A 16,092-nucleotide genomic window follows, 5' to 3' on the forward strand; every position below is an offset into this window, starting at 1 on the left:
TTAGATCCTTCCTTCGCGAGCGAGACCGTGGTGCCCCGCACGACCGGGCCGAGCAGCAGCTGCGTAGAGGAGCTGGCGGGCTTGTCGGTAATGACACTGAGCTGAGCGCGTTCGACCTTGCTGCCCACCGGTCCCACGGTTCCGCCGAACGATGCCGGCGCAATCGGTGCGCCGCCGCCGTCATGTGCGCCCGGGGCCACCGGTGCGGCGGGGAGCGGGGGAGGCGGTGGTGGCGGCGGTTCCACGTTGTCGGGATCCGCGGTTCCGGGGACGCGTGGCACCGGTACGGGCTGCCATGGCGGCAGCGGCGGATTCGGGTCCGTCAGGTTTGGACCGCCGGGCGGCACGACATACGGCGGGCCGACCGCTATCAGGTTTCCGTTGGGACCCACCACGGTTCCGCGTGGAGGCTGCAGGTCCGGGGGCACCTTGTAGTTCTGTGGCAGCAGTTCCTCAGGCAGGTCAGGGCGCACCACGAGCTCGGGTGCGGTGAAGCAGCTCGGACCCTTGAGTTCGCCATACCGTGGGCAGTCCGCCCGCGTGTAGCTGTATCCGGGGGTCAGGGAAAGGTTCACCCGCATGTTGCCGGTGTCCACATCGGACTTCCACGGATGCTCGAACCACCGCTGGCTCATCTGCGTGATCTTCTGGAAGATCATCTGAAACTTGCTCGCATTATTCGCGAAAGTGCCTATGACGGGCGTGATCTCGGTGGTGATGCCGATCAGCTGATCGGTGTGGTTGTCGAAGGCCTGCCGGGTGGTGCCCACCGTGGTCAGGCCGCCGTTGATCAGGCTGGTCAGCTGCTCGCGCTTCTCGACAAAGGTCTGCATCGGCTTAACGGCCTGATGCAGCGAGTCCAGCAGCTCGGGTGCGGTCTGCTTGAGACCCTCGGTGGCATCGAGCAGGGCCTTGACAGTGGACGGACCGGTGTCGGTCACCACGATCTCGTTGAGCTGAGCGATGAGGCGGTTCAGCTGCGCGCCGCCGGTAAGCAGCTTGACGCGGCGGTTGTCGGTCGCGGCTCCCAGGGCGGCCAGGATGCCGGTCGAGTGGTCGTCGCGGCCACGCCCGGTCGCGGTGAGGACATCGCGCAGCTTGCTCACCGTCGTCTGGAACAGCACGGTCGGAAGCTGAGTGTCCTCGGCGATGTGTGCGCCGCCGCGAATCGGAGCACCGGGGCCCCGATCCACCAGCTGCACCGACGAGACCGCGAACACGTTGCTGGGAACCACGCGGGCGGTGGCTGTCCCGGGGATGGACTTGGCGTACTGCGGCTTGAGGTTGATGTACACGAAGTTGGGCTGGCCGTTGGCGGCGGGCGTGACGCCGTCCACTTCCCCTACCAGAACACCGTGGTACTTCACATCGGATTTCTGCGGCAGGCCGTCGCCGACATTGTTGAGGTCGGCAACCACGCGGATGAAATCGTTGAGGCGTCCCGTGGACTTCAACATCATGAGACCGGTGACCAGAGCGGCCACCACGATCATGGCGACGCCGGTACCCAGCAGGAGCTTCTCGGATGGTCCACGGCCATCCGTCTCAAAGGAATTGGCCGCCATCTAGCCACCCAACCTCGCACCGGCATCGACGCTCCAGAGCGCCATGGTGAGCAACATGTTGACGATGATCACGATGGTGATCGCGGCACGCATGGCGTGCCCGGCAGCTACGCCCACTCCCTCGGGGCCGCCACTGGCGTAGAAGCCGTAGTAGCACTGGATGGTGGAGGCCAGCCACACGAAGATGATGGCCTTGATGACCGAATAGAAGATGTCGATACCGCTCACGCCGATGCCGAAGTAGTGCAGATACGAGCCGATGGATCCGCCGCTCATGATGCCCACCATGATCTGGCAGGACAGGTAGCTGACGGCCAGGCATGCGACGTACAGCGGAATGGTGACCACGGTGGCCGCCATCAGCCGGGTGGTGACCAGGTAGGGGATGGGGCGGATCGCGATGGAGTCCATGGCGTCGATCTCTTCGGAGATGCGCATGGCGCCGAGTTGTGCGGTGAAGCGGCAGCCGGCCTGGGTGGCGAAGGCGATCGCGGCCATGATCGGGGCGAGTTCGCGGGTGTTCACCAACGACGAGATGATGCCGGTGGCCGGTCCCAGGCCCAGTAGGTCCAGGAAGTTGTAGCCCTCGATGGCGACCAGTCCACCGGCGATGACGCCGAGGACGATCATGACGCCGGCGGTACCGCCACCGACCACGAGGGAGCCGTTGCCCCAGGCGATATCGGACAGGTGCCGCAGGAATTCTTTCCAGTAGTGCCGGAACACGACGGGGACGCCGGCGATGGCACGGAAGAAGAACGCGACCATGTGGCCCAGCCGGGTGATCGGCTTTTGCGCCTTGTTGTAGATGCCGACGAAGGGCCGGGCAATCGGGGGTACATAGGTTGACGCGGTCATATCAGAGCCCCGTCCGCGGGAACATCATGATGTAGAGCTGGCTGATGGCGAGGTTCACCGTCATCAGCAGCAGGATGGACTCCACGACCGCCGCGTTCACGGAGTTGGCCACACCGATCGGGCCGCCCTTGGTGGACAGACCCTTCTGGCAGGCCACCACCGCCACGATCGCGCCGTAGATGACGGCCTTGATGAGGGCCAGAATCATGTCGCCGGGTGTCGCGAAGGCAGAAAAAGTCGTGACGAAGCTGCCGGGGGCGCCGTTCTGCCAATAGACGTTGAAGAGGTAAGCGCCCAGGAAGCCGACGAAGCAGACGACGCCGGTGAGCGCGATACCGATCATGATGGCGGCCGCGAAGCGGGGGACGACCAGTCGCCGGATCACCGAGACGCCCATGACCTCCATGGCGTCGGTCTCCTCGCGCATGGTGCGTGAGCCCAGGTCGGCGGTGATGGCCGAGCCGACGGCGGCGGACATCAAGAGCGCGGCCACCAGCGAGGCGGCCTGCCGGATGATCGCGATGCCGCTGGCCGCGCCTGCCAGTGAGGTCGCACCAACCTGACCGGCCAGCAGCGCGAATTGGATCGAGAGTGTGACACCGATGGGCAGGGTCACCAGGATGACGGGGACGACGGCGGTGCCGGCCTGAAAGGCGCCCTGCCTGACGAACTCCTGCCACTGGAACTGACCGGTGAACAGGTCGATGAAGAACCACTGAATCGTGCGCACACCGAGCATGAACTGCTCACCGACGGTCTTGAGTGATTCAAGAGGGTGACGCTTGACGTATCCGGTGGTCCAATCCTGGATGGCCGCGACGCCATCAGTGGTGGCGTGGCGCTCGTCCTGCGTGGTCATCGCAGGCGGCCCACACAGACACAGCTCAGAGTGGTTGCGGCTACGGCGATCAATACAGCTCCCTGTGTGACCTGGAACACAAATCCCAGCAATCTACGAGTACGTCTCGGCCATCATGGGCTATCCGGTTCCTGGATGCATACGAATCGCGAAAATGGATTCACGCGTGAACGTAAATTGACGGTCGTCTACTGGGCTTGTAGTACCCCGATGGACTGCCGGTTCTCGTGTTTGCTTTGGGCGTGTAGTTGCTCGGCGTAAACGCTTGTTGACGCGTCTAGCAAACTTTCTTCAATCACTTTGCGTGAGTACGGCCCCTGCTCGCGCCGAGCGCAGCGACCGAGGCAAGTCTGGGCACGGAGTGTTACCAGACAAATCGCAGGTAGACGCGATTTTCAAATGCCGGCTATGAGGTGGATCACACGTTTACAGTGCTCCTCACGTTTCGGGTTTCCTCAAAGGAGAGGGTTGCGGTCTTGTCTAAGCGACATCGGAAGTCATCTAAAAAGGTCGTCGTCCAACGCACCGTGACCGCGGCGGGGGCGGTCGCCGCCACTGCCAGCTTGGCTTTCGCCGGGCCGACCGCGCAGGCTGCTGCGGCGGCGCCGGACTACCAAGGTGCGGTCACCGACTATAAGAACGCGCTCAATAACTACTTATCGGGGACTAATGCGGTCGGATCCGCCGCCGGAGGTGTGTGGAATCCGATCGCCCAGGGATCCGGCGGGCTGCTCCCGACGTTCGGGACGAGCCTCACGCACTCGAACCTGACCAAGATTGCCGATCTCCCCGATGTCCTGCGGAACCTTGCGAGCACCCCGCTCCCCACGGCGGTTCCGGGGGTCATTCCGTCCATCAAAATTCCCGGACAGGGCTTCGTCGACCTCCCGCTGCCGACAACCATCCCGGGCGCTAGCCTGCTCAATGGTCTGGCCAACGCGCTGGACACCACGTTCAACAACCCGATCATCGGGCCCATCGTCACTCAGCTTCCGCCCTTGAGTGACATCGTCGACGGGCTGATTGCCGAGCAGGACAAGTTCACGGCGGGGTACAACTGGCCGCTGTTACAGGCCAGTGGTTTGACGACCATCACGAACACCTTTGTGCAGACGCCGAGCGGGCTCAATATCAAGATCCCCGCCTCGCTGGATCCCTTGGGCATCTTGCCTGACTCGGTCCGAATCTTGCCCGATGGCACCTTGCCCAACGTGACGGCCTGGGTCCCGATGGGCGCGGGCAACTACACGTTCCCGCTGGGAATGGAGACGGGATGGTGGGCCACCGCGCCGACTCTGGTTGTCGATGGCGGGGCAGTGAACGTTCCGCAGACAGTGCTATCGATCCCGATGTGGGCCAATGGCATCAAGGCACCGCTTGGGCTGGGGCAAGCCGGTCAGTTCAATGCGCACGTTCTCATTCCGACGCAGAACGGCATCTACTCACCAATTGGTACGACGCTGTCAAACTTCTCCATCCCGATGCTCGGTCTCGGCATGACGAATCTGAATGTGACGACCGGAAATTACATCGGCACCAACGGATTCAACATCAATAATGGGCAGAACGTCATGGTGTTGCAGACACCGTTCTCCGGGGCGCTGCCGATACCGCTGGTCTATTCCTTGGGTGGGTTCAACATGGGAACCGAGGGGATGGGTTTCACCCTGCCATCGCTCTTCGGCGTTGGTCTCATGCCGACTTTCCAGCTCGGAACGGCTCCCGGGGCCAACACGCCACTCGGAATCATCCCGCCCAACCTGATTCCGGCGGGTGGCATTGTGCCGACCCAGCTCATCACCGTCTCCGGCTTGATCAGCACGGCGCTTGGAATCCCCGACCCGACTGTCGAACTCGCGAAAGCACTCACCCCGCTGTACAAGGGGTTGGCCACGCCTGTCATGACGCCCATCTCGGACCTGCTCACTGCGCAGTACGGGAACCTGTTCAACGGGGCGGCCTCGAATACCTTGCAGGCCTCCAAGTTCTACAAGGACGTGATGACGCAGCTCGGCAGCCTGATCGGCGCGCCCCCGGCGCCGCTCTCGCCTCCCGCACCGAAGGCCCTGGCGGCCGCGGATGCGCCCGCGCTGGAGGCCAAACACATTGAGGCGCCCGCATCCGCATCTGCCCCGTCGGCGCTGTCGGCGCCGTCGGCCTTGGGGCCGGGTACCCCAACGGCCCCCGACGTCAAGCAGCTCGACGCTCCGAAACTGGATCTCACATCGAACCTCGTCGCTGCCCCCAAGGAGAAGGCCAAGGAGAAGGCCAAGGAGGAGGTCATCGAGAAGGCCACGTCCGCACCACTGTCCGCGCCTGCGCCGAGCGCTTCGGAGTTAAGTGCTTCCCCGGTCGGTGAGCCCGCTGCTCAACTCGCTACCGATCCTGCGAAGGACATCGCAAAGGAAGCCCCTAAGGAAGCCCCCAAGCCCGCCAAACCGGTGGTCAAGGAGAAGCTGCAGGACAAGGTCGACAAGGCGAATAGTGCGCTCAAGGATTCGGCGACCGGCACTATCAAGCAGACCAGGGGTGCGGTCACGTCTACTGTCACCAACACGGTCGAATCGGTGACATCCGGACAGACCGAATCCAAGGCCGCCGAGGCGAGCAAGGATTCAGGCAAGTCGTCCGTGGCCAAGAACGACTCCGACAGCGGAAAACATCATGAGGATTCCTCGGGTACCTCGAACAAGGTCAAGGTCACGGCTCCCAGCGACTCGGGTGGAAAGCACCGCGCAGCCGATGGTGGCTCCCATGGATCCAACGCCGGTGGCGGCTCGGACGGTTCGGGTTCTCATGGCGGGTCTGGTGCGAGCGGAGGAAAGCACGCCGCGGGCGACTAGACGCGCGCGGCTCCCAGCACGGTGTCGGCGATTCGGGAACGGAACGCCTCGGGTGCGAATCCGCACGCTTGCGCCCGGATGGCATCGGCGTTGTAGTCGGCCGGGTTGAAGTCCCGCATCAGCGCGGCCAGCTGTGCGACCACGGCGTCGTCCGGGCCGGCCTGCACGTGCTCGCCGGTAACACCCGGATCCACCGTGTCCAGGGCTCCGCCCGCGCCCAGCGCCAGCACCGGTGTCCCGCAAGCCATTGCCTCGACCGGGACGATCCCGAAGTCCTCCACGCCGGGCATCAGCAGAGCGCGGCATCGCCGGTACATGTCGAGGAGCACCTCGTCGGACGCGGCACCGAGGAAGGTGGTTTCGGGTCCGGCTATGGCCTCAAGGTGATCGCGGAATCGTCCCTCGCCCAACACCACCAGGCGGCAGTTGGCCCGTTGGGCGGCTTGGATGGCCAAGTCGGCGCGCTTGTATGGGACCAGCCTCCCCGCGCACAGGTAGAAGTCCTCCCGGGGTATAGACGCATCGGGAGAGAATCGGTCGATGCGCACGGGTGGGCTGATCACGGTAGATGGCAGGCCCCACCAATCGCGAATCCTCTCGGCCACGGCATGTGAATTGGCGATGACGTGCGACAGGCGAGGTGCTGCGCGCAGTTCTCCCCGGCGTGCGAGCTTTCCTAGCGCGGACAGGGCGATTCGGCCGGAACGGCTCGCCATCTCGTGATCGCGAAATGTGCGATCCCATGCCCAGCGGGCGGGACTGTGCACATACGCGACAACGGGGGCCTCGGTGGCGAATGCCGCCTGGGTGGCGAACGAGTGATGGCTGATCAGGACCGCATCGATATCGCCGCCGAGCGGCAGTCTCCTCAGGGCGCCGGGCGCCAGGGGGAGCAGTGGTGCATGCGACCTGCGGCCGGTGAGGGCATACGCGTCGTCCAGCCAGGTCCCGGAAATCGGTTCGTGCGGTGCGCCATCCAGCCGGCCCGCCGCCTCCATCACCTGTCGGCGGCACTGGGGTTCGGTGATGGGTGCGAAGACCTTGGCCTGCGGCCAGGTCTTCATGAACTCGGCGACTACCAGTTCCGAGCCGCCGAACTCGGTGAAGCGTTCGTGGACAATCGCGATACGCGATGAGCTCATGTGCGACTCCTCAACATCCGGGGGTCAAAAAGGCCTTCACGTAACTGCCCGACTGGCGGACGAACATCCACGACCAGAAGGCAACTCCGGAGGGTGCGGGACTGGCGACCATGGTGAGCTCCCCATCGAAGCACTTTCCGACGATGTAGCGCGCACGCGAGACATGCGGAGTGAAGGTGATGACGATGATGTGACGCCAGCCGAATTCCTGTGCCTTGGCGCGTATTTCCTGCGCCTCGCCCTCGGTTGTCCACGGGTCGGGGATGAAGCAGCTGACCGTGAACGTGAAATGCCCCTTGCAGTACTTGTCCATGTTGCGGTCATTTGCCCCGGTCGACTGTGCGATCAACAGGTACGGTGCGTAGCCACGCTTCGCGAGGTCCAGCCCGACGTCGAAGCGCTCGTAAGGGGTGCCGCCCAATACGACGATGGCGTCAGCCGGCCGTAGCGGATCAGTCTGCGGGTTCATGTACACCCGCCAACCGGCCGCCACGAACCCCGCGATGAGCACCGTGATCGTGATGCAGGCCACGAGGACCCGCCTGCGCCACCACGGCCTGTGGGCCAGAGCGGGTGTTGAAGGCTTATCGATCGGTGCCTCCTTCGCGTCACTGGAGCTCATCGATGATCTCCCTGGCGCGGTCGACGTATCGGTGCGATTCCTGCGTAACCCGAAGGTGGCCCGCCTCAGCGATTTTGACGGCTTGGGCGGGGTGATACGCACACCAGTGCAGAATCTCGCGAAGCTCGGCTTCGTCGGAGAACAGCAGACATTCGGTTCCCTCGTTGAGCAGCTCGCTGTGTTCGTCGGTACGTTCCCCGACGAACAGACCCCCGCAAGCCGGTATTTCGAAGGTTCGGCAGGTGTGAGTATCACGGTTGTCGGAGTTTAGTAACACCAGGTTTGCGGTCACGGATGCCACCGTGGTTGCGAAGTGATCGCCGTAGACGGCACCACCAATCGTGGCTCCGGTGGTCTGTAACGAGGGCATGCGCCGCCAGCCCGGACCGCGAACCAGCAGATCTTTCCCGTGCTCGCTGCCGAGTCGAGCGATCAGCCCGGATCGGTCCGGACGTCTGGCGCCGATGAATCCCACAAGGTATTGCTGCGCTACACGTTTGGCACAGGGGCGGTGCCACGCGGGGTCATAGGCGCTGCGTACGAACTTCACGCGGCGCGCACCGCGCGCCCGCAACTCGGGCATGTTGTGGCGCTTGGTGGTGACCACCAGGTCCCATCCGTTTTCGTGCGTCAGGTAATCGGTCGTCGTGTTGTAGGGGTTCCCTACATCATCCGGGCTGTAATGCACGCGAACAGCCGCCGGCACTTGGAGGAGGCGTGCCTGGTCCAGGTGAATCGATTTGAATCCGAACAGCATGTCGGGGGCGAAATCGTGTGCGATGCGGTCGATGTGGTCATGTACAGACTTCTGCAGCCAGGGTGCGCGCCGACGCATTCCCTTTGCGTACACCCAGGCCGGTGACAGTCTGGGGGGCAGGGTGATTCGTGTGGTGTCGACGACCACTACCTCATGTCCGGCCTGACGGAATCCGTCTGCCATCGACCGGGCATTGCTGCCCACCCAGTCATCTCCGATAAAGAGGATCTTCATCGCGGAACACCTTCCTGCGTCAGGTCGGCCTCGACGTCCAGGCCCCGTTCGCGTCCTGCCAGATGTCTGATGCGAGCCAGATACCAGATGGCAACACAGAATTCGGCGCCAATGACGCCGCCGGTCAATGCCCACACGGAGTGGCTCCAGGACGCGGCCACCAGCCCCGCGACCGAGGCGGCCGTCCCCACCACCGACGCGACGAGAACTCCATGCGTGTCCTGACGCACCGGTAGCAGCGCGGTGCTGATGTACGAACTGATCGTGCTTGCCGGAAGAATGAGAAGTTCGGCGCGTAAGAGGACGACAGCCCCGAGGAATTCGCTTCCGAAGATGAGGTGAACAATCGGTGCGGCCAGCAGCCAGAGCACGGCAGAGGCGAGTACGGCCACCGCGACGGCACCGCGCAATCCCTGAAAGCCGCTGCGCCAGAAGTGTTCGTGTGTGCTGCGCCGTGCCATCCGGGGTAACAGGACCAATCCGATCATGTCCAGAAGTGATTGCATGGCCCTGACAAGACGATCACTCGCCGAGAACAGGCCCAGTGACACGGCGTCCAGTACGGCGGAGTAAATGGCCGGCGCCCCTTGTCCGTACCCGGTGGTGAGAAGTCGCGAGGTCACGATCGGCCAGCTGGAGCGCAGAATCTGGCCAGGTGTGTACGGGCGGCATAGAGCCCCGAAGGTCCGCAGGCTATCCCACCAGGTGCCCGCGACGGTCAAGATCGAGGAGCCCAGCAGGCACAGGATCGCGGTGGAGGCATGGGGGGAGTGCGGGAGCAGCACGATGAGGAGTACGAGATAGGCGATGCGCCCCGAGCCCTGATAGATCGCCGACGCGACAAATCGTCCCTGCCCGATGAGAAGCCAGTCGTCGGAGGTGGCCCAGAGCCCACCGGCGAAGAGCCCCAACAGAATCATGTGGACATAGGGAGGCACTCCGGCGATCGACCCGACGCCGAATGCGGCCCCGAGTATGGCCAGGATCATCAGCCTCAAGGCCAGATAATCGGTACGGACCTGTTGCAGTTCGGCAGGAGTGTTGCGCAGTGCAGGCAGTCGCGCGGCGAGAAAGGGCGTCATGCCCAAGTCCACGAGAATGGAGCCGAAGAAGTATGCGGCCATCCCCACCGCCAACAAACCCATTCCCGCCGGGCCCAGGATTCGGGCAAGCAGTGGCACCGTCGCGAATGTCACCACATATTGCCCGTACTTACCGAAGACTACGGCCCCGAAATCCCTGGCTAGTCTCAAGGTCCGGGGGAGCGTTGTGCTACTTCGAGGTCCCTTAGACACGGCGTTCTTCCATCGATGTTGCCGCGCGGCGGTTGAATACCTCCGAGAGGAATGATGCGACGGTTTGTGCCGAATCGGCGATATCGAACCTTCTGGCCCGGGACTGTCCGGCGTGCGCCAATCGGATTCGAAGGTCACGGTCTTCGATGAGACGATCGAGGGCATCAGTCAGTTGATCGGTGTCGCCGGCGTCGACCAGTAGCCCGTGAACTCCCGATTCGATCGCCTCCGCGGGTCCGCCGGGCCGGGTGGCGATGACCGCGCAGCCCGCCCGCAGGCCTTCGACGACGACCTGCCCGAACGGCTCGGTGATGACCGAGCAGTGCACCAGAATGTCTGCGATGGACAAGATATCGGTGGGGTCGTCGAGATGGCCGGTGAATGTCACGGGCAGCTGCAATTCGCTTGCCAGGTCTTCCAACTCGGTTCGAAAGGGTTCCTCACCGAAAAACGTGCCACCGACGAGATATGCGCGATAGGGCCGCACCTTGGTGTTGGCGAGTGCCCGCAGGAAGACGTCTTGTCCCTTCCATGGCGTCAGCCTGCCGACGACGGCGATGACAGTTTCGGAAGCAGGCCGCTGTGGCACGTGTTCGGTCTCGGGGGTTCGCAGAAAGTCCAGTCCCGGGTATGACACGACACCCGGACGGCGCCGCGACCGCAGTGAATCCTCGGTGGACCGGCTGTTGGCGATATACCCGTCGGCGACGATCTTGCCGAGTGTTCGGATAAGGAACGCCATCGTGGCGCCGAAATACTCGGCCGATATCCGGTCGTGTACGTGCCATATCAAGGGGATTCGTGCTCGTTTGGCGGCGACGGCGGACATGATGAGCGCCTTCGTGCTCCCCGCGACCAGCATGTCGGCTCCGCGCTCTCGCACAACGGCACCCAGATCCCACCCGAGGCGAATCAATGCCGCTGCCCCGACCAGCCGGCGAAACCATCCGGAACCGCGGATTGTGACGCTTCGGCTGTCGAAAGTGTTGGCCAACACCGAAGTAGGGACGCCTTGCGCCGTCATCACACCTACCATCGGACCGTCTTCGGTATAGATCACCGACGGCTCGATCATGTACCCAGTGGGCACGTTGCGTAGTGCCGACAGCAATCGCGAGGTTGCCAGCTCCGCGCCGGAAGGGGCTGCGGTATGGGCGACGAATATCGCCCGGATCATGCGCTCAGCTCCGAGTACACGGCGTCGTGACGCTGCGCGGCAGCAGACCAAGAGAATGTCTCCGCATGTTGGCGGCATTGCTGCGGGGTGGGCAGTACACCATCGAGTCCCGAGATAAGACGTGCCGCAAGCGCTTCGGCATTATCGGAGGGCACGATCAACGAGGGATCCAGGCCGCGTACCGCGTCGGGGAGCCCACCGCAGTCGGTGACTACGGCCGGTCGGCCGGTGGCCAGGGATTCGAGTGCGATCAGTCCGAACCCCTCGAGAGCCACGGATGGCACGACGGTGAAGTCGGCGAGCGCGTAAAGCTGCGTCAGGGTCAGGTCGTCGACACGGCCGGTGAACTGGATGCTGTCGTCCAAACCCGTGGCAGTGACCTGTGCCCGCAGATCGTTCTCGGCGGTGCCCGTGCCCACGATCATCAGGCAGGCATCCGGATGCGCGGATACGACCGCCTGCCACGATTCGATGAGACGGTGTATTCCCATGCGGTGTTCGAGCCTGCGTACGCACAGCACCGTCCGTCGGCCGGTGGGTGCATCCAACCGTGGGAGTAGGCCGAACCGGTCGAGGTCGACGCCGGGCGGGATGACCTCGATCCGGTCCACGGGTATCCGATAGTCCTCGATCAGGACGTCGCGGAATCGATCCGACAGCACGATCAACCGCTCGGCTCCGATGTACCGGAGACGTTCGACGACGTACTTGGCATGTGACCGGAGGGCGCCGGCTCCCGCGAATCTGCTTTCGGCAGCCCACGGTCCATGAAAGTGCACAACAAGTCGGCTGCGGGTGCGCCATCCGGCTGCCGATGGTCCGTAGAGACAGAAGTGGCGATCGAGAATGCCGGGTCGCCGCAGCCCGGATCGGTCATTGAACGCAGTGAGGACCCGCGACCGGGTAGGCCCACCGGTGGGGCCCCAGGACCGTCCGCCGTCAGACGGCTCTCCGAATGCGGCGGCCGACAGTTCGATGTTGTCGCGGTGGCGCAGAGCCGTGAACAGATCTGTGAAGTACCGATTCAGCCCGCCGGGCAGCGACGAGAACCACTCGGATCCGGTCATGTGCACTCTGATGGGCGGCATGTCAGACCTCGCCTCCGCTATTGACAATCTTTGTTATCGACGGCCGGTGCGACACCAGGGCGACGTCACGCGTCAACCACCGCCGCCCACGCCGCCGTGCGCGTTCTCGCTCGGGGGCCGGGCCCCGCGTCTCATACTTGTTCAATATTCAACCCACACCGCACACATGCACGTGATCGGCGGTAGGTTCATTATTCATTGATACTCATAATGCCTGAGTAGGCCAAATAGCATTTGCGAGTAGCGCAGCGCCATTTAGATCCGAAATTATCGGGCACATCAACGTTCGATGCGCCCGATCCATCGCCAGATGACCGACCCATCTCCAGCCTGCAACACATCATGCGGCCTCCGCAACCTGAGAGGGAGGGTTCTGCCCTGCGAGAGTTGAATCTGGCCTTGTCTACTTTTGCCCGCAACTACGTGGGGCTGGTGTATGAGGTAACGCTGTGACTGGCGGCTATCGACGCGTCTTGTGTTGCCGATCCCGCCATGAACTGCGTATGTTACCGAAATGTTATTTGCCGGTGAGTATTATGTGATTGGCGTGAAGATTAGCAACAAGTGCCGGTCCGAGATGTTTATTAGATGATTCTTATTTTCCGGCAATAGAACTTTCATTTGTGGCCTTGCCGGGTGTGAAGTAGCGTGACTGCCATCACGTGGCGTGTTTTTGTTCGTTATGGAAACCTCAACACGTAAATAGGTCGGGCTCAATTGCCGAAGTCGTCCATACGAATCAACCGATATGAACGAACGGGTCAAGTGCACTTATGGTTGTGAAGAGCGTCGTTAGCGACGGAATTCAACGGAGGGTAGAAGCACGGCCGGGAGGGCTGTTCTACCTGCATCGGCGCTGGGCGCCGGCGGCTGACTTGGTGGCCATCGCGCTCACCTCCCTGGTGTCGTACCAGCTTGCGCATCATCTCCTGTCCGGCAGACAGGACCTGGGCGGCTGGTATGTGGCCACGGACATCCTGATCGCTGTCATTTGGTTTGCTGCGCTCTCCCTGCACACGGTGGGCCCCGGCAAGGCGCTGCGAGCGGTGCTCCATCAATGGCAGACAGTCGTCAGCGTCACGTTTCAGCTGTTCACCATCGTGCTGCTCACCTACCTGATTTCACGCATCGAGCTGCTCGATATTCGGCACCTCGTCATCGAGATACCGCTGGGATTGCTCGGCATATTCGTTGCCCGGTATGTGCTGCGGCGTTGGTGGGGCGCGGACAGCCAGACTTCCGTGCTGTTGGCGGGTGACCACGACGCTGTTCGGGAGATGGTCACTGCGTTCAACCGTCACCGGGACAGCGGCTTCGAGGTCGTCGGCGCCTGCACCCCAGGAGCTGATCGATGGCTCGGTGAACAGGCCATCGAAGTAGGTGATCGCCGAGTGCCCGTCGTCGGCGACGACCGCCATGTGCTCGAGGCTGCGCAGCGGACTTCGGCTCAGATCGTCGCCGTTGCGATGACCGATGGTCTTGGGCGTAAAGAGCTTCCGGGCCTGGCCTCCGACCTCGGAGACATGGGGATTGAGCTCGCGGTCTCACCGGGCGATGTCGATGAGACCGTCGTGACAACCGCCGATCGGGGACTTGAACGGGTTCACATGCTGGAAATGCTGGCGCCGGGTTATCGGCGCGCGCGGTCCATGTCCAAGGAAGCATTCGACATGGCGTTCGCCACCGCCGCCATCCTGGCAACCGCGCCGGTGATGCTCGCGATTGCCGCCGCCATCAAGCTCACCAGCGCGGGCCCGGTGTTCTATGTGTCCGAACGAATCGGGTTGGACGGTGTGCCTTTTCGGATGATCAAGTTCCGGAGCATGTACACAGGAGCTGACCGTGATACCGCGGCGATGATCGATTCGGCCGGGAGCACGCCCGTCTTCTTCAAGGCGAAGGAAGACCCGAGGGTCACCCCGGTCGGGGCGTTCATTCGCAAATACAGCCTCGACGAGTTACCGCAGTTCTTCAATGTGTTATTCGGTGACATGAGTGTCGTCGGACCGCGGCCGCAGGTACAGCGGGAGGTCGACGCCTACGACGACACCATGCGCAGGCGGCTCCTGGTGAAGCCGGGCGTCACCGGCCAATGGCAGGTCAGCGGCCGCAATGACCTTTCGGTCGACGAGTCCATTCGCCACGACATCTCGTACGTGGACAACTGGTCGATGGGGCTCGATATCCGCATCATTTCCCGGACCGTCGGCGCGGTGGTGCGTAGTGAGGGTGCGTACTGACGTTTCGCTGCCTTGCTAGATCAGGCTGCGGATCCGCGCGGCGCACGATCGCGTTTGGCTTCGTAGAGCCGGAAATCTGCTTCCCGGGTGAGGGATTCGAAGCTGAAGTCCTCTGCATCCGTGGATGACCAGGCGATGCCTATGCTCATGGACGTCTCGGGACCGTCGTTGTCTATCGGTGCGTTGCGGATTCGCGTGCTGATCGCTGCGATATCGTCGGTGTTGTCCACAAACGCGACGACCATGAACTCATCGCCGCCTATGCGGGCGGCGATATCGCCGTCTCGGATATTTGCGAACAATGCGTCCGCTATGGCCTGCAATGTTCTGTCGCCGGCCTCATGGCCGTAGGTGTCGTTGAGCTCCTTGAATCTATCGACATCGGCCACCATCACGAGAACCGTCGTTGGATCCGGCCGCTTGCGCAGCTCGAACTCAAACGTGGACTGCACCCCTCGACGGTTGAGCAGCCTTGTCAGCGGGTCTCGGTTCGCGGCCGCAACGGCCGCTCGAATCGAGCGTCTACCGCCTTCGATCACCGCCTGGATGAGGATCGGCAGGAGGACCACGGTGGTCAATGCCGGTGCGTTGTAGAGGAACTGGTCCAGGAAGGTTGCCGCGCCGGTGTGGATGTTCCACAGTGTGATCGAGCCGAGCGCGGCGGAAGCGAAAACGCAGTGCGTGGCCAGCACTCGCCAGCCCAGCAGAAACGCGGCGAACACGCCGACTGTGCTCATGTACAGGACCGGCGCAAGTCGCATCGTCGGCCCGGCGTACATCCAGGCGGAGACCGCGAATGACAAGTCTGCCCACATCACAAAAGTGATTGCCCAGCGTCTGCTTGGCCACGGGCAGACCACCCAGCACACACCTACGAGAAACGAGACAGCGATGAGCGATTGGTGGATCGTTCGTCCGGCGCCCTGCGGTCCCAGCGGATGCATGTTGACGATGGTTCCCAACGGGAGGATGGACATGCACAGCAATCCAATGGTGACTTTCAAATGCCTCAAGTTCCGGGGGCCGAGTGCGCCCGTGACGAACCGGTACTCCTGTTCGGGGGTCCGCCTGCGACGCGGCCTGAGTCTTCGGTTGCTGGGCACGGGCTAATTATGTGGCAAAGGGGGTCGCTGAATGTTCCAGATATGGCACTGAGTATTGCCGACACGGTAATAGTGGGACTGCGGTGACAGCTGAGGATGAAAGATCGGTCCTATCGCCTGGTAGATAGGTGATCACGCTGTCAGGCGATATATGCCCACGGGGCTGGACGCGATTCTGTTGCTCGCGGGGCGTTCCGGCTCGACGGAGGTCCCGCGAGCTGCCGCTAGAAAATCAACCGGAGACGAAATGTCACGCATCACCCGACGCAATACATGAGTTAAGTGCCCTTGTTCAACGTCGGTTGATCA

Annotated in this window: 12 protein-coding genes; 2 read left to right on the forward strand and 10 right to left on the reverse strand. The window is 62.9% G+C overall.

The annotated features are described in order from the left end of the window. The 3 genes from AC5Y5C_RS24590 to AC5Y5C_RS24600 form a co-directional block, all read right to left on the reverse strand. The coding region (locus AC5Y5C_RS24590; protein WP_499977285.1) for an MlaD family protein at nt 1-1,565 on the reverse strand (1,565 nt) is incomplete at its 3' end. Next, nucleotides 1,566-2,423: an MlaE family ABC transporter permease gene (locus AC5Y5C_RS24595; RefSeq protein ID WP_499977286.1), complete on the reverse strand. Its 858-nt coding sequence runs from the start codon at nt 2,421-2,423 to the stop codon at nt 1,566-1,568. A 1-nt stretch (nt 2,424) separates the two neighbouring features. Then, nucleotides 2,425-3,282 carry an MlaE family ABC transporter permease gene (locus tag AC5Y5C_RS24600; protein ID WP_070951523.1) on the reverse strand — a complete coding sequence of 286 codons (858 nt, stop codon included), beginning with the start codon at nt 3,280-3,282 and terminating at the stop codon, nt 2,425-2,427. 431 nt (nt 3,283-3,713) lie between these two features. On the opposite strand from AC5Y5C_RS24600, the gene AC5Y5C_RS24605 reads away from it, so the two are divergent. Next, entirely contained in the window at nt 3,714-6,125 is a 2,412-nt protein-coding gene (locus tag AC5Y5C_RS24605; RefSeq protein WP_499977289.1) for a hypothetical protein, read from the forward strand. Here AC5Y5C_RS24605 and AC5Y5C_RS24610 read toward each other — a convergent pair. From AC5Y5C_RS24610 to AC5Y5C_RS24635, 6 genes are read right to left on the reverse strand one after another with little or no spacing between them, the layout of a single operon-like run. Next, on the reverse strand, nt 6,122-7,267 hold the full coding sequence (locus AC5Y5C_RS24610; RefSeq protein WP_499977290.1) for a glycosyltransferase: 1,146 nt from the start codon (nt 7,265-7,267) through the stop codon (nt 6,122-6,124). The genes AC5Y5C_RS24605 and AC5Y5C_RS24610 overlap by 4 nt on opposite strands. Before the next feature lie 10 nt (nt 7,268-7,277). Beyond that, nucleotides 7,278-7,889, reverse strand: coding sequence for a YdcF family protein (locus AC5Y5C_RS24615; RefSeq protein ID WP_499977291.1), 612 nt, complete (start codon nt 7,887-7,889; stop codon nt 7,278-7,280). Next, nucleotides 7,876-8,880: a CgeB family protein gene (locus tag AC5Y5C_RS24620; protein WP_499977293.1), complete on the reverse strand. Its 1,005-nt coding sequence runs from the start codon at nt 8,878-8,880 to the stop codon at nt 7,876-7,878. The genes AC5Y5C_RS24615 and AC5Y5C_RS24620 overlap by 14 nt, the downstream gene beginning before the upstream one ends. Next, a complete protein-coding gene (locus AC5Y5C_RS24625) occupies nt 8,877-10,175 on the reverse strand; it encodes a lipopolysaccharide biosynthesis protein (protein WP_499977294.1) in 1,299 nt (432 codons plus the stop codon). Before AC5Y5C_RS24625 ends, AC5Y5C_RS24620 begins: the two co-directional genes overlap by 4 nt. After that, entirely contained in the window at nt 10,168-11,352 is a 1,185-nt protein-coding gene (locus AC5Y5C_RS24630; RefSeq protein ID WP_499977295.1) for a glycosyltransferase family 4 protein, read from the reverse strand. The genes AC5Y5C_RS24625 and AC5Y5C_RS24630 overlap by 8 nt, the downstream gene beginning before the upstream one ends. Continuing rightward, nucleotides 11,349-12,419, reverse strand: coding sequence for a glycosyltransferase family 4 protein (locus tag AC5Y5C_RS24635; RefSeq protein WP_499977297.1), 1,071 nt, complete (start codon nt 12,417-12,419; stop codon nt 11,349-11,351). Before AC5Y5C_RS24635 ends, AC5Y5C_RS24630 begins: the two co-directional genes overlap by 4 nt. Before the next feature lie 794 nt (nt 12,420-13,213). On the opposite strand from AC5Y5C_RS24635, the gene AC5Y5C_RS24640 reads away from it, so the two are divergent. Further along, nucleotides 13,214-14,680 (forward strand): sugar transferase, encoded by a 1,467-nt coding sequence (locus AC5Y5C_RS24640; RefSeq protein WP_499977299.1) that lies wholly within the window; start codon nt 13,214-13,216, stop codon nt 14,678-14,680. Nucleotides 14,681-14,700: 20 nt separating this feature from the next. Here AC5Y5C_RS24640 and AC5Y5C_RS24645 read toward each other — a convergent pair whose 3' ends face one another. Continuing rightward, nucleotides 14,701-15,657 carry a GGDEF domain-containing protein gene (locus AC5Y5C_RS24645; protein WP_499977300.1) on the reverse strand — a complete coding sequence of 319 codons (957 nt, stop codon included), beginning with the start codon at nt 15,655-15,657 and terminating at the stop codon, nt 14,701-14,703. Nucleotides 15,658-16,092 lie beyond the last annotated feature (435 nt).

The sequence above is a fragment of the Mycobacterium sp. NGS15 genome (assembly GCF_059813245.1).